This window comes from Ancylobacter sp. FA202 (genome assembly GCF_000380205.1).
Taxonomy (GTDB): domain Bacteria; phylum Pseudomonadota; class Alphaproteobacteria; order Rhizobiales; family Xanthobacteraceae; genus Ancylobacter.
This window is the reverse complement of the sequence record NZ_KB904818.1, coordinates 2,126,905-2,145,711: the sequence shown is the minus strand read 5'-3', so window position 1 is coordinate 2,145,711 and position 18,807 is coordinate 2,126,905. Positions and strand designations below refer to the sequence as shown.

General features: G+C 66.9%; 17 protein-coding genes. 9 read left to right on the top strand and 8 right to left on the bottom strand.

Annotation, left to right across the window (positions count from 1 at the left end; genetic code table 11):
• The 4 genes from A3M1_RS0109770 to A3M1_RS0109755 form a co-directional block, all read right to left on the bottom strand.
• A complete protein-coding gene (locus A3M1_RS0109770) occupies window positions 1–222 on the bottom strand; it encodes a hypothetical protein (protein ID WP_026221244.1) in 222 nt (73 codons plus the stop codon).
• On the bottom strand, window positions 219–1,187 hold the full coding sequence (locus tag A3M1_RS0109765; protein ID WP_018388780.1) for a carbohydrate ABC transporter permease: 969 nt from the start codon (window positions 1,185–1,187) through the stop codon (window positions 219–221). The genes A3M1_RS0109770 and A3M1_RS0109765 overlap by 4 nt, the downstream gene beginning before the upstream one ends.
• A complete protein-coding gene (locus A3M1_RS0109760) occupies window positions 1,184–2,152 on the bottom strand; it encodes a carbohydrate ABC transporter permease (RefSeq protein ID WP_018964136.1) in 969 nt (322 codons plus the stop codon). The genes A3M1_RS0109765 and A3M1_RS0109760 overlap by 4 nt, the downstream gene beginning before the upstream one ends.
• 265 nt (window positions 2,153–2,417) lie before the next feature.
• Window positions 2,418–3,740, bottom strand: a complete 1,323-nt coding sequence (locus tag A3M1_RS0109755; RefSeq protein ID WP_018388778.1) for an extracellular solute-binding protein — start codon at window positions 3,738–3,740, stop codon at window positions 2,418–2,420.
• Between the two features lie 476 nt (window positions 3,741–4,216).
• Between A3M1_RS0109755 and glpD the strand changes: the two genes are divergently transcribed.
• The 8 genes from glpD (at window position 4,217) to glpK (ending at window position 13,536) form a co-directional block, all read left to right on the top strand.
• On the top strand, window positions 4,217–5,752 hold the full coding sequence (gene glpD, locus A3M1_RS0109750; protein WP_018388777.1) for a glycerol-3-phosphate dehydrogenase: 1,536 nt from the start codon (window positions 4,217–4,219) through the stop codon (window positions 5,750–5,752).
• Window positions 5,749–6,858, top strand: a complete 1,110-nt coding sequence (locus tag A3M1_RS0109745) for an ABC transporter ATP-binding protein (RefSeq protein WP_018388776.1) — start codon at window positions 5,749–5,751, stop codon at window positions 6,856–6,858. The genes glpD and A3M1_RS0109745 overlap by 4 nt, the downstream gene beginning before the upstream one ends.
• An 11-nt stretch (window positions 6,859–6,869) precedes the next feature.
• Window positions 6,870–7,973 (top strand): ABC transporter ATP-binding protein, encoded by a 1,104-nt coding sequence (locus A3M1_RS0109740; protein ID WP_018388775.1) that lies wholly within the window; start codon window positions 6,870–6,872, stop codon window positions 7,971–7,973.
• Window positions 7,973–8,875 (top strand): carbohydrate ABC transporter permease, encoded by a 903-nt coding sequence (locus A3M1_RS0109735; RefSeq protein WP_018388774.1) that lies wholly within the window; start codon window positions 7,973–7,975, stop codon window positions 8,873–8,875. Before A3M1_RS0109740 ends, A3M1_RS0109735 begins: the two co-directional genes overlap by 1 nt.
• Entirely contained in the window at window positions 8,872–9,693 is an 822-nt protein-coding gene (locus A3M1_RS0109730; RefSeq protein ID WP_018388773.1) for a carbohydrate ABC transporter permease, read from the top strand. Before A3M1_RS0109735 ends, A3M1_RS0109730 begins: the two co-directional genes overlap by 4 nt.
• 11 nt (window positions 9,694–9,704) lie before the next feature.
• Entirely contained in the window at window positions 9,705–10,022 is a 318-nt protein-coding gene (locus A3M1_RS0109725) for a DUF2160 domain-containing protein (RefSeq protein WP_018388772.1), read from the top strand.
• A 57-nt stretch (window positions 10,023–10,079) separates the two neighbouring features.
• A complete protein-coding gene (locus tag A3M1_RS0109720) occupies window positions 10,080–11,837 on the top strand; it encodes an ABC transporter substrate-binding protein (RefSeq protein ID WP_018388771.1) in 1,758 nt (585 codons plus the stop codon).
• Between the two features lie 196 nt (window positions 11,838–12,033).
• Window positions 12,034–13,536, top strand: a complete 1,503-nt coding sequence (gene glpK, locus A3M1_RS0109715) for a glycerol kinase GlpK (protein ID WP_018388770.1) — start codon at window positions 12,034–12,036, stop codon at window positions 13,534–13,536.
• A gap of 30 nt (window positions 13,537–13,566) precedes the next feature.
• Here the strand turns inward: glpK and A3M1_RS0109710 are convergent, their stop codons facing one another.
• The 4 genes from A3M1_RS0109710 to A3M1_RS0109690 all read right to left on the bottom strand — a co-directional run bounded on the left by A3M1_RS0109710 (window position 13,567) and on the right by A3M1_RS0109690 (window position 17,743).
• Entirely contained in the window at window positions 13,567–13,998 is a 432-nt protein-coding gene (locus tag A3M1_RS0109710) for a diol dehydratase small subunit (RefSeq protein ID WP_018388769.1), read from the bottom strand.
• Window positions 13,995–16,319 (bottom strand): propanediol/glycerol family dehydratase large subunit, encoded by a 2,325-nt coding sequence (locus A3M1_RS0109705; protein ID WP_018388768.1) that lies wholly within the window; start codon window positions 16,317–16,319, stop codon window positions 13,995–13,997. The genes A3M1_RS0109710 and A3M1_RS0109705 overlap by 4 nt, the downstream gene beginning before the upstream one ends.
• Window positions 16,320–16,535: 216 nt before the next feature.
• The gene (locus A3M1_RS0109695) at window positions 16,536–16,778 is read right to left on the bottom strand and encodes a BON domain-containing protein (RefSeq protein WP_018388766.1); all 243 of its coding nucleotides are present in this window, start codon (window positions 16,776–16,778) and stop codon (window positions 16,536–16,538) included.
• Between the two features lie 119 nt (window positions 16,779–16,897).
• Window positions 16,898–17,743, bottom strand: coding sequence for a fumarylacetoacetate hydrolase family protein (locus tag A3M1_RS0109690; protein ID WP_018388765.1), 846 nt, complete (start codon window positions 17,741–17,743; stop codon window positions 16,898–16,900).
• A 192-nt stretch (window positions 17,744–17,935) separates the two neighbouring features.
• On the opposite strand from A3M1_RS0109690, the gene A3M1_RS0109685 reads away from it, so the two are divergent.
• Window positions 17,936–18,793 (top strand): PfkB family carbohydrate kinase, encoded by an 858-nt coding sequence (locus A3M1_RS0109685; RefSeq protein WP_018388764.1) that lies wholly within the window; start codon window positions 17,936–17,938, stop codon window positions 18,791–18,793.
• Window positions 18,794–18,807 lie beyond the last annotated feature (14 nt).

The window sequence follows — 18,807 nt, the reverse complement described above, 5'->3', positions numbered from 1 at the left end:
CTACTCCGGGAACTTGGACACGATCATGAACATGAACGTGCCGACGAGGAGGGTAATGAGCGAATAGGTGTAGAGCACCAGCGCGAAGGGCTGGAACAGCATGAGGAAGCCGAGCGCGATCACCGTCACGGCGACCGCCTCCATTGGTCCGCGCCGCAGGAAGAAGGGGCGGCGGCGCGGCGGCAGAGCGGGGCTTTGCGGGGTGAGGAGGGGATCGCTCATTTGCGTACCGCCCCGAAGGTGATGCCGCGCAGGAGCTGCTTGCGCAGCAGGATGGTGAAGACGAGGATCGGCACCAGGAAGATGGTGGTGCCAGCCGCCACTGCCGGCCAGTCCTGCCCGCCCTCGCCGATGATGGTGGGAATGAAGGGCGGGGCGGTCTGGGCGCTGCCTGACGTGAGCAGCGAAGCGAAGGCGTATTCGTTCCAGGCGAAGATCAGGCAGAAGATGGCGGTGGCCGCGATGCCGGTGGTCGCCTGCGGCAGCACCACTTTGCGGAAGGCCTGCAGACGCGAATAGCCGTCGATCATCGCCGCTTCCTCATATTCGCGTGGGATCTCGTCGATGAAGCCCTTGAGCAGCCAGACGGCGAGCGAGACGTTGACCGCCGTGTACAGCAGCATCATGCCGAGGGCGGTGTCCGACAGGCCAAGCTGGCGGTACATCAGGTAGATCGGGATGGCGACGGCGATGGGCGGCATCATCCGGGTAGACAGGATGAAGAACAGCAGATCATCGGCCATCGGCACCTTGAAGCGCGAGAAGCCATAGGCCGCCAGCGTGCCAAGCCCGACGGCGAGGAAGGTCGAGCCGAAAGCGATGATCAGCGAATTGGTGAAGCGCGGCAGGAAGTTGGAGGGTCCCGCGATCACCATGTTGCGCTGCCTTGTGACGGCGTCGCACACCCCGTCCGGCGCCGGCAGCGAGGCGATGTATTCCGGCGTCTGCCGCGTGCGAGTGGTGAACAGGTTGCAATAGCCCTCGATCGAAGGGGTGAAGAGGATCTTCGGCGGGTAGGAGATCGAATCCGGCGGCGACTTGATCGAGGTCAGGAAGATCCACGCCAGCGGAAGCATGGTGACGAGCGCGTAGACGATCACCAGCGTCCCGGCGATCCGTTTGGAGCGGGCGCTCGGCTCGACGACGGAATGGGCGGTATTGACGGTGGTTGTCTTGGCCGGGCTCATCGCTGCTTCACCCTGTTGAGCGCCTTGACGTAGATGTTGGCGAGGCCGAACACCGCGACGAACAGCACGATGGCGAAGGCCGAGGAGCGCCCGGTCGCCCAGGCCTCGAAGGCGTCGCGCTTCAGCGTGATCGAGGCGACCTCGGTGGTCGAGCCGGGTCCGCCGCCGGTGAGCAGGTTCACCATGTCGAACATCTTGAAGTTCTCGATGCCGCGGAACAGCACCGCCAGCATGATGAAGGGCAGCGCCATCGGCACGGTGATCGACCAGAACTGTCGCCAGTTAGAAGCGCGGTCGACCTCCGCCGCCTCGTAGATGTAGTCGGGGATGGAGCGCAGCCCGGCGAGGCAGATCAGCATCACATAGGGCGTCCACATCCAGGTATCGACGATGATGATCGCCCAGGGCGCCAGGTTCACGCTGCCGAGCATCTGGATCTCGGAGGTGGGGATGCCGGTCAGGAACGAGACCGCATAGGCGAACAGGCCGATTTGCGGCTCATAGAGGAAGCGCCAGAAATTGCCGACCACGGCCGGCGACAGCATCATCGGAATGAGGATGAGCGTCGTCCAGAACGCATGGCCGCGAAATTTCCGGTCGATGAGATAGGCGAGCGCGAAGCCGATCACTGTCTGCAACAGGATGGTCCAGAATACGAAATGCGCCGTGGTCTGCATCGACGCCCAGATGTCGGGGTCGTTCAGCACCCGCGAGTAATTGCCGAGCCCGACATTCTTGACCTCGGCATTGGGCCGGTTGGCGCGGAAATTCGTGAAGGAGAGGTAGATCGCCCAGAACAGCGGAAAGATGTTGATCGCCAGCAGCAGCACGATGGTGGGAGCGATGAAGAGCCAGGCGATCGCCCGGTCCGACAGTGCCCGCACTCGCACCACCACGCCGTCCGGCGTCGCCCGCGCAGCCGCCTCGGCGGCCTTGTCGGCTAGAGTATGATGGGATGTTGTCACGCGCGCACTCGCTTGCGTCGGCGGAAAAGGGGCGACCCGGTCAGGTCTCAGATGCAACCGGGTCGCCATCGGGAGGAAGCGGTCCTGTGCGCCAGGATCGCGCGGGGTCGTCGGCGGCCCGGGCCTGCGTCCTTCGAGGCCCGGCATTGCCGGGCACCTCAGGATGGTGGCATGGGGCAGCAGTCATCATGCTGAGGAGCGGGGCGGACACGCCCCGCGTCGCGAAGCACACGGGCCTGAGGCCCATCTTCGTTGAGAGACGGCGTCAGATCTTGCCGTCTTCCTTGAAGATCTCGGTCCAGTCCTTTTCCAGGCCGTCGAGCGCTTCCTTCGCCGTACCCTTGCCGGCGACGACATAGTCATGCACCCGCTTCTGCATCGCCTGCAGCAGCTCGGCATAGGAGGGCTCGGCCCAGAAATCCTTCACGATCGCCATCGATTCGAGGAAGGCGGGCGCGTAGGGCTGGCTGGTCTTGAAGTCCGGGGCGTCGACCACCGCCTTCAGGCAGGAATAGCCGCCGAGCTGCCACCACTTGGCCTGCACCTGCGGCTGGGCGAACCACTTGATGTATTGCAGCGCCGCGTCGCGCTTGTCGGAATAGGACACGACCGAAATGCCCTGCCCGCCGAGCTGGGCGAAATGGTACTTCTCCGCCGGGTTGGGGAAGAAGCCGATACGGTCGCCGCCGACCTTTTCGTCCTTGTAGAGGCCGGGCCAGGTGAAGGCGAAGTTCATCTGCATCGCCACCTGACCGGATTTGAAGGCGTCGGCCGATTCCACCATATAGACGTTGGAGGCGCCCGGCGGCGTGCAGCAATCATAGAGCGACTTGTAGAATTCGAGGCCCTTCACCGCGTCAGGCGAGTTCACATAGCCCTGCATGTCGTAGGGCTTCTTGGGGTTGTCATACATGAAGCCCCAATCATAGAGGACGTTGGTCACGCCCATGGTGATGCCTTCCGAGCCGCGCTCGGTGTAGATCGAGGCGCCATAGACGGTCTTGCCGTCGATCTGCCGCTTCTGGAAGAACTCGGCGATCTGCTTGAGCTGGTCATAGGTCTTGGGCGCGTCGAGGTCCCAGCCGTACTTCGCCTTGAATTCCTTTTGAATCTCCGGCCGCTGGAACCAGTCCTTGCGGTAGGTCCAGCCCACGACGTCGCCCATCGCCGGCAGCGCCCAGTAGTTCGGCGTATTCTTCGGCCATTCGGAGTAGCCGACGACGGTCGCGGGAACGAAGTCATCCATCTTGATGCCTTCCTTCGCGAAGAAGTCGTTCAGCTTCACATAATGGCCGTTCTCAGCCGCGCCACCGACCCACTGGCTGTCGCCGATGATGAGGTCGCACAGCTTGCCGCGCGAGTTGAGCTCGTTGAGGAAGCGGTCGGCGTAGCTCGTCCACGGGACGAACTCGAACTTCATGTCGATGCCGGTCTTGGTGGTGAAGTCCTTGGAGAGTTCGACCAGCGCATTGGCCGGGTCCCAGGCCGCCCAGCACAGGGTGAGCTGTTCGGCCTTCGCCGCCTGCGGCGCGGACATCAGCGCGCAGACGGCCGTCGCCCCAAGAAGGGGTATCCACTTCTTCAGCATGCTCTCCTCCCAGAGAACGAGGGGCTTTCTGCCCCTTTCATGGCTCACGCCGGGCGCGATGGCGCCGGCACGATTTAGCTTTATGTTTAGTTTTGCTCCATTTGCTCAACATGACAAGGGTAATTCGTTGCTGCAGTGCGGCGGTGCGCTGGAACCACTAGATCCACCCTCGCTGGAGAGGATGCCGTCCCCGCAACCCTAGGGAAAGGACGGCCTGACGGGCTTGGAGCGGAGAGGCTGCCAGCCGGCCCTCCCGCCGCGCGCCGGGATAGCCTCGCCCCAGCGCCGGAGCGGGGCGCTGGCATGCCAGAAAAGCCACGGAATTGCTGCAATGCACCTAAACGAAGGTTCGCTTCTTTCGATTTTGCGCTATTGCAGCCCAAAATGGTTTCGTATAGCGTCAATATGAACATAAAAACGAAAGCGCTGCTGACCTAAAGGAGCGCATCGGGAGACGCGCCTTGAACGCTCGCACGATGGACGAGATTTACGACCTTGCGATCATCGGCGGGGGCGTGAATGGTTGTGGCATCGCCCGCGACGCGGCCGGCCGCGGCGCGTCGGTGGTGTTGCTGGAGCAGGGCGATTTCGCCGGCGCCACCTCCTCCGCCTCGACCAAGCTGATCCATGGCGGGCTGCGCTATCTCGAACAATACGAGTTTCGGCTCGTCCATGAAGCCCTCGCCGAACGCGAAGTGCTGTGGGCCATCGCCCCGCACATCATCCGCCCGCTGCGCTTCGTGCTTCCTCACCATGCGGGCCTGCGCCCCGCCTGGCTGCTGCGCCTCGGCCTGTTCCTTTATGACCACCTCGGCGGGCGCAAGCTTCTGCCGGCCACCCGCTCGCTGGACCTGACCCGCGACCCCGCCGGCCGGCCGCTGCGCGAGGGCTATCGGCGGGCGTTCGAGTATTCCGATTGCTGGGTCGAGGACAGCCGCCTCGTCGTGCTGAATGCGCTCGATGCCGCCGAGCGCGGCGCCGACATACGTCGCGGCACGCGCGTCATCTCGGCGAGCCGCGAGGCCGAGCACTGGCGCATCGAGTTCGACGAGGACGGAACGCGCCGCGTCGTCAACGCGCGCGTGCTGGTCAATGCCGCCGGTCCCTGGGTGCATGAGGTGCTGGCGCATGTGCTGCGCGCCAATTCGCCCGCCAATGTCCGTCTCGTACAGGGCAGCCATATCGTCGTGCCCCGGCTTTACGAGCACGACCGTGCCTATATCTTCCAGAATGCGGATGGGCGCATCATCTTCGCCATTCCCTATGAGCAGGATTTCACCCTGATCGGCACCACGGACCGCGACTTCGGCCGCACCCCGAGCCCGCCAGTGGCGAGCGAGGAGGAGATTGCCTATCTCTGCGCCGCCGCGAGCGAGTATTTCCGCCAGCCGGTGACGCCGGGCGACGTGGTGTGGACCTATTCCGGCGTGCGCCCGCTTTATGACGATGGCGCCTCCAAGGCGCAGGAAGCCACCCGCGACTACGTGCTCGAACTGGACGATCAGGACGGGCGCGTGCCGGTGCTGTCGGTGTTCGGCGGCAAGATCACCACCTATCGTCGTCTCGCCGAACACGCGATGCAGAAGCTCGCGCCCTTTCTGCCGGCCGCCTCCAAGGCCTCGTGGACCGGCACCGCGCCGCTGCCGGGCGGCGATTTCGGCGTGCACGACCAGCCCCGCGTGGTCGCCCAGCTTTTGCGCGCCCATCCCTGGCTCGACGAGCATCTCGCCCGGCGCCTGGTCGTTGCCTATGGCACACGCGCCATGCGTATCCTCGACGGCGCCCGCTCCGCGCACGATCTCGGCCGCATGTTCGGCGCCGACCTGACCGAGGCCGAAGTGCGCTACCTGATGCGCGAGGAATGGGCCCGCACCGCCGAGGATGTGCTCTGGCGGCGTTCCAAGCTCGGCCTGCGCTTTTCGCCCGAGGAAACCGCCGCGCTCGACGCCTTCATGGCCGAGAGCGCTCTGCATGGCGCATCGCCGGCCTCGCTGCGGGGAGTTGCGCAATGACGCTCGAACTCGATCACGTCTCGCTCCGCGTGCGGGGCGTTCCCTTCATCAAGGACGTTTCGCTGCAGCTGGAGCGGGGCAGCCTCAATGTACTGCTTGGCGCCACCCTGGCCGGCAAGACCAGCCTCATGCGGCTGATGGCCGGGCTCGACGCCCCCACCTCCGGCCGCGTGCGGATGGAGGGACGCGACGTCACCGGCCTGTCGGTGAAGAAGCGCAGCGTCGCCATGGTCTATCAGCAGTTCATCAACTACCCCTCGCTGACCGTGTATGAGAACATCGCCTCGCCGCTGCGCGTGGCCGGCCTGCCGCGGGCGGAGATCGAAGCGCGCGTTCTCAGCGCGGCAAAGCTGCTGAAGCTCGAACCCTATCTGCAGCGCACCCCGCTGGCGCTGTCGGGCGGCCAGCAGCAGCGCACCGCCATCGCCCGGGCGCTGGTGAAGCGGGCCGATCTGGTCCTGCTCGACGAGCCGCTGGCCAATCTCGACTACAAGCTGCGGGAAGAACTGCGGGAGGAACTGCCGCGTATCTTCGCCTCCACCGGCGCGGTGTTCGTCTACGCCACCACCGAACCGACCGAGGCCCTGCTGCTGGGCGGCCACACCGCCACGCTGCTGGAAGGAGCCGTGACGCAGTTCGGCCCGACCGCCGAGGTCTATCGCCGGCCGGCCAACCTCGCCACGGCACGGGTGTTCTCCGATCCGCCGCTCAACGCGCTGCGCGTGACCAAGCAGGGCCACACGGTGCTGATGGAGAACGGGACCGTGCTGCCGGCCAGCGGGCCGCTCGCGCAGGTGTCGAACGGCGTCTACACGATCGGCGTACGCGCCCACCATCTGGAGGTGGAGGATATCGCCACCGCCGAGCGCATCACCGGAAACGGCCTCATCCGGCTGGGCGCCACCATCGCCGTGACCGAGGTCACCGGCTCGGAGAGCTTCCTGCACATGGATATGGGCCAGGAGCGCCTCACCGCTCTCGTCGCGGGCGTGCGGCGGCTGGAACCCGACGCGCCGGTGGAGGTGCTGATCGACCCCCGCCACATCCTGCTGTTCGGTGCCGACGGGCAGGCCATCGCGCCCGCCCGCGACGCCGCGGCCGCCTGAGGGAGAGCACCATGGCCAGCATCACGCTCGACGGTCTCGCCCATGCCTACCGGCCCGATCCGCGCGGCCCGCAGGATTATGCGCTCAAGGAAATCAACCATGTCTGGCGGCAGGGTGGCGCCTATGCGCTGCTCGGTCCTTCCGGCTGCGGCAAGACCACGCTACTCAACATCATCTCCGGCCTGGTAATCCCGACGCGCGGGCGCATCCTGTTCGACGACCGCGACGTCACGCAGCTGCCGACGGAGGCGCGCAACATCGCGCAGGTGTTCCAGTTCCCGGTCGTCTACGACACGATGACCGTGCGCGAGAATCTCGCCTTCCCGCTGAAGAACCGCAAGATGCCGCGCGAGGCCATCGCCCGCCGCGTCGAAGAGATCGCCAGCCGGCTCGGCCTGAACTCAGTGCTGGACCGCAAGGCCTCGAACCTCACGGCCGACGCCAAGCAGAAGATCTCGCTGGGGCGCGGACTGGTGCGCGAGGATGTCGCCGCCATCCTGTTCGACGAGCCGCTGACCGTCATCGACCCGCATCTGAAATGGCAGCTGCGCTCCTCGCTGAAGGAGTTGCACCGGGCGCTCGACCTGACCATGATCTATGTGACGCACGACCAGACCGAAGCGCTCACCTTCGCCGATACGGTGGTGGTGATGCATGACGGCGCCGTGGTGCAGACCGGCACGCCGGAAGAGCTGTTCGAGCGGCCGGCCCACACCTTTGTCGGCCATTTCATCGGCTCGCCGGGCATGAATGTTTTGCCGGCGAAGGTTGAGGGCCGCACCGCGCATGTGGGCGATGTCGCCATTGCGCTCGATCGCGGCTATGCCGCCCTGCCGGTGGGTGGGCGGATCGAACTCGGCGTGCGGCCGGAATTCGCCACGCTCGCCGCGCCCGGCACCGGCCTGCCGGTGAAGGTGACGCGCATCGAGGATATCGGGCGCGCCCGCATCGCCCGCATCGAGATTTCAGGCAATCCCGCCGCCGCCATGGTGCCGGAGGATTTGTCGCTCGACGGTGACAGCGCCGGCCTCACCCTCGATCCCCGGCAGATCCACATCTATGCCGACGGCGTGCTGGTGCCCGGCGAAGCCGCCGGCCGCGAGGGAGCCATGTGATGGACAAGCCCGTCAACAACGCCGCCTGGCTGCTGGTCGCCCCGGTTTTTCTCATCGTCGCCTTCTCGGCCATCCTGCCGATCATGACGGTGGTGAACTATTCGGTGCAGGACACCTTCGGCAACAACCAGTTCTTCTGGAACGGCCTTGGCTGGTTCCAGGAACTTCTGGACCCCTCGACCGAGCTGGGCGGGCGCTTCCTGGATGCGCTGTGGCGCAACCTGCTGTTCTCCGCCATCATCCTCGCCATCGAGGTGCCGCTCGGCATCCTGGTCGCGCTGTCCATGCCGCGCGACGGCTGGAAGGTCGCCGCGACGCTGGTCATCATGGCGCTGCCGCTGCTGATCCCGTGGAACGTGGTCGGCACCATCTGGCAGGTCTTCGCCCGCGCCGATATCGGCCTCGGAGGTTGGGCGATCAATGCGCTCGGCATCGACTATAACTATACGGGTGACCCGCTGGCGGCCTGGATCACCATCGTGGTGATGGACGTCTGGCACTGGACCAGCCTCGTCGCGCTGCTGTGCTATGCCGGCCTGAAGTCCATTCCCGACGCCTATTACCAGGCGGCCCGCATCGACGGTGCCTCCCGCTGGGCGATCTTCACCACCATCCAGCTGCCGAAGATGAAGCGCGTGCTTTTGATCGCCGTGCTGCTGCGCTTCATGGACAGCTTCATGATCTATACCGAGCCCTTCGTGCTCACCGGCGGCGGCCCCGGCAACGCCACCACCTTCCTTTCCATCGACCTCGTGAAGATCGCGCTGGGCCAGTTCGACCTCGGCAAGGCGGCGGCGATGAGCCTGGTCTACAATCTCATCGTGCTGGCGCTGTGCTGGGTCTTCTATACCGTGATGACCCATGCTGGCACCGAGCGCCGGCAGGAGGAGAACCCGGCATGAGCTCGCACGTGCAACCCTCCTCGCGGGCCGGCACCTTCGTCATGGCGCTGTATCTGGCGTTCCTGATCCTGCCGATCTACTGGCTCGTCAACATGAGCCTGAAGACCAATTTCGAGATTAATACGACGGTCTCGCTGTGGCCGAATGAGATCACTTTCGAGCACTATATAAAGATCTTTACCGATTCGAGCTGGTATTCGGGCTACATCAATTCGCTCACCTATGTGGCGTTGAACACCATCATCTCGATCACGCTGGCGCTGCCGGCGGCCTATGCCTTCTCGCGCTACAGCTTTGTCGGCGAGAAGCACCTGTTCTTCTGGCTGCTGTCGAACCGGATGGCGCCGCCCGCCGTGTTCGCCCTGCCCTTCTTCAATCTCTATTCCGCCATCGGGCTGTTCGACACGCCCTGGGCCGTGGCGCTGGCGCACTGCCTGTTCAACGTGCCGCTGGCGGTGTGGATCCTGGAGGGCTTCATGTCCGGGGTGCCGCGCGAGATCGACGAAACGGCGGCGATCGACGGCTATTCCTTCCCGCGCTTCTTCATCAAGATCTTCATGCCACTGATCGCGAGCGGGATCGGCGTCGCCGCCTTCTTCTGCTTCATGTTCTCCTGGGTCGAACTGCTGCTGGCGCGCACGCTCACCGCCACCAACGCCAAGCCGATCGCGGTGACGATGACACGCACCGTCTCCGCCGCCGGCATGGACTGGGGCCTGCTCGCCGCCGCCGGCGTGCTGACCATCATCCCCGGCGCGCTGGTGATCTGGTTCGTGCGCAACTACATCGCCAAGGGCTTCGCCCTCGGGCGGGTGTGAGGGAGGACGCCATGGAAAACGCCCCCGCCCCGTTCCTGGAAACCCTTGCCGAGAACACCGCCTGGATGGCGTGGACCTGGCCGACCGCGGCGTTCTTCGCCGTCATCGCCGGCCTGCTTGCCATCTTCACCGTGCTGGCGCTGTGGCGGCCCGAACGCGCCCGCGTTGGCGTGCTGGGCATTCCCACCACGCGCGGCGACCGGCTGTTCATCACGCTGCTCGGCAGCGCCTTCATCAATCTCGCCTGGCTTGCCTTGGTGGGACCCAATCTCGGCTGGGCGCTCGCGCTCTGCCTTGTCTACGCGCTGGCGGTGTTCCGCCTCGTGTGAATTCGCCTAAGCGGCAACAAGCCGCGGAATTCTGGGAAGAAACGGGAGGAAAGACCCATGTTGCCGTCTAAGAGCCGAGGCCGGCTTCTGCTGGCCGCCAGCGCCATGGCGCTGATCGCCTTCGCCGCGCCCGTCCGCGCGGACGAGGCTGCCGCCAAGAAGTGGATCGACAGCGAATTCCAGCCCTCCACGCTCTCCAAGGACGAGCAGATGCGGGAACTGGAATGGTTCATCAAGGCTGCCGAACCGTTCAAGGGCATGGAGATCAACGTCGTCTCCGAAACCATCACCACGCATGAATACGAGGCCAAGGTCCTGGCCAAGGCGTTCTCGGAGATCACCGGGATCAAGCTCACCCACGACCTCATCCAGGAAGGTGACGTGGTCGAGAAGATCCAGACCCAGATGCAGTCGGGCAAGAACATCTATGATGCGTGGGTGAACGATTCCGACCTCATCGGCACTCATTTCCGCTACAAGCAGGCCGTGCCGCTGACCGACTGGATGGTCGGCGAAGGCAAGGACGTGACCCTGCCGACGCTCGATCTGGGCGACTTCATCGGCATCTCCTTCACCACCGCCCCGGATGGCAAGGTCTACCAGCTCCCCGACCAGCAGTTCGCCAACCTTTACTGGTTCCGCTATGACTGGTTCACCAACCCGGACATCAAGGCCAAGTTCAAGGCCAAGTACGGCTACGATCTGGGCGTTCCGGTCAACTGGTCGGCCTATGAGGACATCGCCGAGTTCTTCACCAATGACGTGAAGGAAATCGACGGCGTCAAGGTCTATGGCAACATGGACTACGGCAAGAAGGACCCCTCGCTCGGCTGGCGCTTCACCGATGCGTGGCTCTCCATGGCCGGCAATGGCGATCGCGGCCTACCCAATGGCAAGCCGGTCGACGAATGGGGCATCCGCATGGAAGGCTGCCGCCCCACCGGCTCGACCGTCGAGCGCGGCGGCGACACCAATGGCCCGGCGGCGGTCTATTCCATCGCCAAGTATATCGAGTGGCTGAAGAAGTACACGCCGCCGCAGGCCGCCGGCATGACCTTCTCCGAGGCCGGCCCGGTCCCGGCGCAGGGCAATATCGCCCAGCAGATGTTCTGGTACACCGCCTTCACCGCCGACATGGTGAAGCCCGGCCTGCCGGTGATGAACGCCGACGGCACGCCGAAATGGCGCATGGCCCCCTCGCCCAAGGGTGCCTACTGGAAGGATGGCATGAAGCTCGGCTACCAGGACGTCGGTTCCTGGACCCTGCTCAAGTCGACCCCGGTCGACCGCCGCAAGGCGGCCTGGCTCTACGCCCAGTTCGTCACCTCCAAGACCGTCTCGCTGAAGAAGAGCCATGTCGGCCTCACCTTCATCCGCGAGAGCGATATCTGGGACAAGAGCTTCACCGAGCGCGCGCCCCAGCTCGGCGGCCTGATCGAGTTCTACCGCTCGCCGGCCCGCGTGCAGTGGTCGCCCACCGGCGCCAACGTGCCGGACTACCCCAAGCTGGCCCAGCTCTGGTGGCAGGCGATCGGTGACGCCTCCTCTGGCGCCAAGACCCCGCAGGCGGCGATGGACTCGCTGGCCCTCGCGCAGGAATCGGTGATGGAGCGCCTGGAGCGTTCCGGCGTGCAGGGCGAATGCGGCCCGAAGCTGAACGCCAAGCAGCCGATGGAATACTGGGTCAAGCTGGCCAAGGAATCGGACAACCTTGCGCCGCAGCCCAAGCTCGCCAACGAGAAGCCGCAGGGCGAGACGATCGACTACGACACCCTGATCGGCTCCTGGCCCGCCACCCCGCCGAAGAAGAACTGACGCGGGTCGGCTGATCGCACCACCGGGGCTGGAACCTGCAGTCGGTTCCGCCCCGGCATCTCGTCCCGGACGCCCCCGCCGTCCGGGACGATCCTTCTCCATCATGCCGTCGCCCGACGGCATCCCGCCCGACATGGACACTCATCCCGGACAGGAGCAAACCCTTCCGGGATGACGCCTTTTCGCGGAGCGCCCCGTGACGACCCATCTTCTCGCCATCGACCAGGGCACCACCTCCTCGCGTGCCATCCTGTTCCGGCCCGACACCTCCATCGCGGCGCAGGCGCAGCAGGAATTCCCGCAGCACTTCCCGGCCTCGGGCTGGGTCGAGCATGAGGCCGAAGACCTCTGGCAGACGACGCTCGCCACCTGCCGCGCCGTGATCGAGCAGGCCGGCCTCAAGGCCGCCGACATCGCCGCCATCGGCATCACCAACCAGCGCGAAACCACCGTGGTGTGGGACCGCAAGACCGGCGCCGCAATCCATCGCGCCATTGTCTGGCAAGACCGCCGCACCGCCGAGCTCTGCGCCCGGCTGCGCAGCGAGGGGCATGAGCCGCTGGTGAGCGAGCGGACCGGCCTGATCCTCGATCCCTACTTCTCCGGCACCAAGATCGGCTGGATTCTCGACCATGTGCCGGGCGCCCGCGCCCGCGCCGAGCGTGGCGAACTCGCCTTCGGCACGGTGGACAGCTGGCTGCTGTGGAAGCTCACCGGCGGGCAGGTGCACGCCACCGACGCCACCAACGCCGCCCGCACCCTGCTGTTCAACATCCACACCGGCGTCTGGGACGACGATCTGCTCGCTTTGCTGCGCGTGCCGCGCTCCATGCTGCCCGAGGTTAAGGACTGCGCCGCCGATTACGGCACCACGCAGCCGGAATTCTTCGGCGGCGCCATCGCCATTGGCGGCATCGCCGGCGACCAGCAGGCCGCGACCGTCGGCCAGGCCTGCTTCCAGCCGGGCATGATCAAGTCGACCTATGGCACCGGCTGCTTCGCGCTGCTCAACACGGGACCGACCGCCGTCCTGTCGCAGAACCGTCTGCTCACCACCATCGCCTATCAGCTCGGCGGAAAGCGCACCTATGCGCTGGAAGGCTCGATCTTCGTCGCCGGCGCGGCGGTGCAGTGGCTGCGTGACGGGCTCGGCATCATCAAGAACTCGGCCGAGAGCGAAGCGCTGGCGGAAGCCGCCGATCCGGCCCAGCAGGTCTATCTGGTGCCGGCCTTTGTCGGCCTCGGCGCCCCCCACTGGAACCCCGATGTGCGCGGGGCGATGTTCGGCCTCACCCGCAATTCCGGGCCGGCGGAATTCTGCCTCGCCGCGCTGGAAAGCGTTTGTTATCAGACCGCTGACCTGATCGCGGCGATGAACGCCGACTGGGCGCGCTCGGGCGCGGCGGGTCATCGCACGCCGGTGCTGCGTGTTGATGGCGGTATGGTGGCATCAAATTTCGCCATGCAGCGGCTCGCCGATTTGCTGGCCGCGCCGGTCGATCGGCCGGTGATCCGCGAGACCACGGCGCTTGGCGCGGCCTATCTCGCCGGCTACCACGCCGGCATCATGCCGGCGCCGGGGCGCTTTGCCGATTCCTGGCGGCTCGACCACCGCTTCGATCCGGTCATGCCGGCCGAAACCCGTGAAAGCCGGCTCGCCGGCTGGCGCGACGCGGTGCGGCGGCTCACTCTTCCCTAAGCCGGGTCGCCACCAAGTCCTTGCTGTTGCTTAGAATCTTTTCACGAACAGGCCGCGCCTCGCATAGACAGCGGCGGCTTCCTCGATGAGGGTGGCGACGCGGGTCGCGCCGTAGTCGCGGCGCAGAAGCGCCGCCCGGTCGAGCAGCTGCTCCGCGTTTTCGGCCCGGCCCGGGCGCAGCAGCTCATAGGTATCGAGGATCAGTTCCTGCGGCACGCCCACCAGGTCGGCCGCACGCTCGAAGTTGGCCGCCAGGGTCTCTCTCCCGGCGGCGCGGGCGATTTTCGCCTGCAACTTCAAGGCCTCAGGGGTGATGGCGATGTCCTCGGCGCCGATCTCGCCGGCCAGCACCGCCTCCAGCGTCAGGGCGGAAAGCGGCTTGCCGGTGGGGGTCTGCACCCGTTCGGGGGCCTTTTCGGCGACGGGGTAGAGGTCGAGGTCGCTGGGGGGATTTGCACTCATTGCGCGGCCTCCAGCGCACGCCTTTCGGGGCGGTACGCGAGTTCGATGGGGTGAACAGTCGGTTCGATGAGACCAGTCTCGATCGCGTAGAGCAGCGCCACCCGCACATGGAAGCGGGCTCCGAGCGCCTCGCCATGGGTGGCCACCATCACCGGCTCCGGCGTCTCGCCGAAGGTGTGGCGAGCGGCGTTGCGGCCGAGCGCGCGGTAATGGTCGAGCCCGGTGAGGGGGGCGTTGGAGAACAGTTCGAGGTTCATGTGCGGCATGCGGTCGGCCTGGTGCAGGACTGTGGTGCCCTTGGCCTGGATGCCGATGCCGAATCCCGAGCCGGACAGCCGCGCGGCGGCGAGGCCGAGGAAGGAGGTGTCGGCGGTGTGCAGCATCCGCACCAGCCGCGCGGTGCCGCCGCCAGCGGTAATGCCGCCGACCAGCGCCGCCACCACATCGGCCAGGGCATGGCCGGCCGTGGTCTGGTGCAGCTGGCGGGCAAAGCCCGGGCTGACGCCGATCACCACCTCATGCGGGTTCGCCCCCTTCGCCGCCGGGCCGGCGGCCACCAGCCAGTCCACCTCCGCGCCGCCGGCACCGGCGACGACATTCTCCGCCGCCAGCACCCGCTCGCGGGTGAGCACGTTGCGAATGCCCTGCACCTGCTGCCAGCGCTTCTCCGGCATGCGGTAGCCGGTGCCCGGGCCGCGATAGTCGTTGGGATCGTTGATGGCGCTCATCACCCGCCCGTCCCGCACCAAAGCGGAGGTCTGGAGATAGTCGCCGGAAATGCGCTGGCGCAGCATGAGGAGGAGATTCTCCGCCTCCTCGGTAAAGCCGCGCTTTCCCAACGCCCGCACCACGTCGATGGCGGTGAGGCCGCGCGCCTTGATGGCGGCGCTGATCGGCGTCACCTCGCCCGGGGTGTAGCTGACCGTCTCCTCCGAGCCGGAGGCGAACACCACCGACATCATCCGCGCGCGCGGCACGCTGCCGAGGCCCAGCTCCTCCATGACAGCCGCCAGCGCCTCCACCGCCCGCACGCGCAGGCCCAGCACCTGGTCCTCCTCCACCGGTGTCAGGCCGCCATCGGTCTGGAAATCGCGCTGGAGCAGCAGATAGTCCTCGATCTCCTCGCCATTGAAGAGCGAGGGGTTGAACGAATTGTCGTATTTCTTGATCGAGCCGAAGCCCGAGCAGATGAGGTCAGAGCCGGCGAGCAGATAGGGCGTGATCTTGGCGCCGACGCGGATCTCCGATTCGCTGGTGCGGCAATCATTGCCGGAGGCGCATTCGAGCCCGAGCCAGACGGCGATCAGATTTTCCGCCATCAGTTCGCGCACCCCGCCGGCCATGGAGGCGGTGAGCGGAGCGCCGTCAATGCCGCCATTCTGCGTGCCCTGCACGCCCATCGCCCGCTGCAGGCACAGGCAGCGCGCTTCGAGATAGAGCAGCGAGCGCTGCTCGTGGAAGCCCATCAGCAGCTCCGCCGCCGCGCCCGAGGTGCAGCGGGCCTTGATGCCGCGCGAGGCATAGGCGGCGGTGAGCAGCGCCTTCGACCACGGCGTGTCGTCGCCATCGATGAAGGCACGCTCGGTGCCATAGACCGACACCGTCTCGGCATAGGAGGAAAGCCCCGCAAGGCCGATCTGCAGCTCCTCCGCCTCCTCGATGGAGCACTGGAACAGCACGCCGCCGCGCCCGACGGCCGCCCCCACCGTGCAGGCCAGCGCATTGGCCCAGCTGTTGGAGGCCACGCGCATGGTGGTCTCGATCTCGTCAAAGCCGAGCGCCACGGCCACCGCGGCATCGGCCGCGAGTTGCAGCGGGTCGTCCTTGGCATTGGTCACATGCGCCTGATTGCCGGGGGTCTGGCGCTGGCGCATCTTTGAGTAGGCGAAGGCGATTTCCAGCGCCGACAGCCGGCCCACCACTTCCGCCAGCCGCGCCGGGGTGAGCCCCCGCGCCAGCGCTTCGAGTTCGGGGCGCGGCACATTGATGTCGACCAGCTTGCGGGCGATCTCGCCCGGGTCCATCGCCATCGCCACCTCCGCCATGGCGGGGTCGATGTGATGGGCGGCGATGAAAGCGTCGAGAATGTCGAAATCCGCCGCCGCCTTGCCGTCCATCACCGTGACCCGGCCGCCCTCGATGCTGAGCGAGGGCGCGGGGTCATAGGGGCTGTGGAACACCGAGAAACCGGCCTCGGGGTTTTCCGCCGCGAACAGGTCGTGCCGCAGCGGCCGCGCGTCCCATTCGGCGAAGCGGCGCCAGCGATTGGAGCTTTGGGGCGCACTTGTGGGGGGCACGTCGGTTTCGGGCGCGTCAGTCATGCTCAGGCCTCCCGCATGGTCCTCTGCGGGACCCATGTCAGGATAGTGAAGACGGAAGGCGGGATAAAGCGGGCGGCGGCCCTGTCGGAGCTCCGGCGCGCGAAAGCCGGGGGGAACCGTCCCTCCGCCGAGGGCGCGCGGCCCCTGCAGGGCCGGCCGCCCCTCGAAACGGGCACGGGCGCGCGCGACGATCCGGTCGTGTGACCGGAAAAGGCTCTAGTGGAGCCGCGCGCCGCGGCGGCAGAGCAGCGGCTCAACCTTCACCTGATTGACGATAGTGAAGTCGCCGGCGAGGCGGCCGACGGTGTCCTCGATGATGATCTGGGCGCCGCGCGAGGAGACGCGGCCGGTGAGGGTGATGATTCCCTTGTCCGGGCAGATGCCGACATCAACGTCGGCGCCCTCCAGGGCATGATCCACGGCGTCCCGAAGGCGGCGATAAAGCGCGGCGTCCTGCATGGCATCCTCCCACTTCGGCCTCTGGCGGAAGTGAATGGGAGGAGCCAAGCACGCCGGGCGGACCGGCGCCTTGATCTGCCGCAAACCCGGCCCGGTGCCCGACGCCCCGCCCGCCAGGATCAGCCGGCCGCGACGAGGCGCTGCTCCTGCACGCCCAGCCCCGACACCGAGAGCCGCATGGTCTGGCCGGCGGTGAGATAGACCGGCGGCTTCATGCCGAGGCCGACGCCCGGCGGCGTGCCTGTTGTGATGATGTCGCCCGGCTGCAGGCTCATGAACTGGCTGACATAGGAGACGAGGGTCGGCACGTCGAAGATCATGGTGCGGGTGGAACCGGACTGGCGGCGCACGCCGTCCACCTCCAGCCACATGTCGAGCGTCTGCGGGTCGGGGATTTCGTCGGTCGTCACCAGCCATGGGCCGATCGGGCCGAAGGTGTCGCAGCCCTTGCCCTTGTCCCAGGTGCCGCCGCGCTCCAGCTGGAAGCCGCGCTCGGACACGTCGTTGACGACGCAATAGCCGGCGACATGGGCATAGGCGTCCTCGACGGCGATATATTTAGCCGGCTTGCCGATGACGATGCCGAGCTCGACCTCCCAGTCGGTCTTGGTGGCGCCGCGCGGAATCTCGACATTGTCGTTCGGCCCGACGATGCAGCTGGTCGGCTTCATGAAGATCACCGGCTCCTCGGGGATCGGCAGGCCGGCCTCCAGCGCATGGTCGGTGTAATTGAGGCCGATGCAGACGAATTTGCCGACGTGACCGACGCAGGCGCCGAGGCGGGGCGTGCCCTCCACCGGCAGCAATTCCTCGGTGTCGACCGCGCGCAAACGGGCAAGGCTCTCCGGCAGCAGCACCTTGCCGGCAATGTCGGACACCAGCGAGGACAGATCGCGCAGCACGCCGGCCTCATCGATCAGGCCGGGGCGTTCATGCCCGATCTCTCCATAGCGAACGAGCTTCATCGGACGTGTCTCCCTGCCGCCAGAACCGAGCCGCCGGGCTCCTGCCGACGCGCGCCCCAGAGGTACCGGCAAAGACGGGCGGCGTCGAGGCCGCGCGGGGCGACGGGGCGGGGCTGCCGTGCCGCTTGTCGAATCGGGGGCGCTCTCCTATCGCTCAGGGCCCGGCGCCGCCGGCCATGCGGGGGAGAAACCATGGGCCATGTGCTGGTGGTCGGAAGCGTCAATGTCGACCGCATCTGGCAGCTCGCCGCGCCGCTGCGTGCCGGCGGGCGGCTGACCCGGGAAGAGGTGACGCTGCGCTGTGGCGGCGGCGGCTTCAACACCGGCGCGGCGCTGCTCGCCCTCGGCCATCGGGTGACGCTGGCGGCGACGCTCTCCACCGATGCCGCCGGCGCCGCCTGCCGCGCCCGGCTGGAGGCGATGGGCTTCGACCTGCGCTATGTGCGCACCACCGACGCGCCCACCATGCCGCTGGACATTCTCGTCGACCCGAAGGGCGAGCGCACCATTATCGCCCCGGCCACGACAGAGGCGCGCCTTCTCACCGCCCTCCCCGCGCTTGAGGCCGACATCGCCTATGTCAATGTCCGCCGCGCCGCACCCGGCGTGCTGGAGGCGCTGGCCGCGCGCACAAAAGTGGTGGCGCAGCTGCCGCTGGAGCACACGGAGCGGCGGCCGGCGCAGGTGCTGATCGCGTCCGCCTCCGACCACGCGCTGTTTGCCGGCGCGGATGCCTTCGCCCACGCGCGGGAGACCGGCGGCGAGGGGCTGGCGGCGCTGGTGCTGACGCAGGGCGCCGGGCCGGTCGCACTGTGCGAGGCGGCGGGACGGACCGCCGTCGCGGTGCCCCCGCTCGCCGGGCCCGCCGACACGACCGGGGCGGGCGATGCCTTCGCCGCCGGCTTTATCGATGGCTGGCTGGCCGACCTGCCGGCGCAAGCGGCGGTGCGGCGCGGCAACGAGATCGCCGGGCGGCTGCTGGCCGGCGACGCCGGATTCGAGCGTCCGGCGCCGCTGCCCCTGACGACCGTGCTGATCGCCGCCGACTGAGCCGCATCAAGGAA

Excerpts from the sequence above, each read along its gene's own strand:
- A3M1_RS0109770 (WP_026221244.1), bottom strand. The coding sequence starts at position 222 with ATGAGCGATCCCCTCCTCACCCCGCAAAGCCCCGCTCTGCCGCCGCGC.
- A3M1_RS0109765 (WP_018388780.1), bottom strand. The coding sequence starts at position 1,187 with ATGAGCCCGGCCAAGACAACCACCGTCAATACCGCCCATTCCGTCGTC.
- A3M1_RS0109755 (WP_018388778.1), bottom strand. The coding sequence starts at position 3,740 with ATGCTGAAGAAGTGGATACCCCTTCTTGGGGCGACGGCCGTCTGCGCG.
- glpD (WP_018388777.1), top strand. The coding sequence starts at position 4,217 with ATGGACGAGATTTACGACCTTGCGATCATCGGCGGGGGCGTGAATGGT.
- A3M1_RS0109745 (WP_018388776.1), top strand. The coding sequence starts at position 5,749 with ATGACGCTCGAACTCGATCACGTCTCGCTCCGCGTGCGGGGCGTTCCC.
- A3M1_RS0109740 (WP_018388775.1), top strand. The coding sequence starts at position 6,870 with ATGGCCAGCATCACGCTCGACGGTCTCGCCCATGCCTACCGGCCCGAT.
- A3M1_RS0109735 (WP_018388774.1), top strand. The coding sequence starts at position 7,973 with ATGGACAAGCCCGTCAACAACGCCGCCTGGCTGCTGGTCGCCCCGGTT.
- A3M1_RS0109730 (WP_018388773.1), top strand. The coding sequence starts at position 8,872 with ATGAGCTCGCACGTGCAACCCTCCTCGCGGGCCGGCACCTTCGTCATG.
- A3M1_RS0109725 (WP_018388772.1), top strand. The coding sequence starts at position 9,705 with ATGGAAAACGCCCCCGCCCCGTTCCTGGAAACCCTTGCCGAGAACACC.
- A3M1_RS0109720 (WP_018388771.1), top strand. The coding sequence starts at position 10,080 with ATGTTGCCGTCTAAGAGCCGAGGCCGGCTTCTGCTGGCCGCCAGCGCC.
- A3M1_RS0109710 (WP_018388769.1), bottom strand. The coding sequence starts at position 13,998 with ATGAGTGCAAATCCCCCCAGCGACCTCGACCTCTACCCCGTCGCCGAA.
- A3M1_RS0109705 (WP_018388768.1), bottom strand. The coding sequence starts at position 16,319 with ATGACTGACGCGCCCGAAACCGACGTGCCCCCCACAAGTGCGCCCCAA.
- A3M1_RS0109695 (WP_018388766.1), bottom strand. The coding sequence starts at position 16,778 with ATGCAGGACGCCGCGCTTTATCGCCGCCTTCGGGACGCCGTGGATCAT.
- A3M1_RS0109690 (WP_018388765.1), bottom strand. The coding sequence starts at position 17,743 with ATGAAGCTCGTTCGCTATGGAGAGATCGGGCATGAACGCCCCGGCCTG.
- A3M1_RS0109685 (WP_018388764.1), top strand. The coding sequence starts at position 17,936 with ATGGGCCATGTGCTGGTGGTCGGAAGCGTCAATGTCGACCGCATCTGG.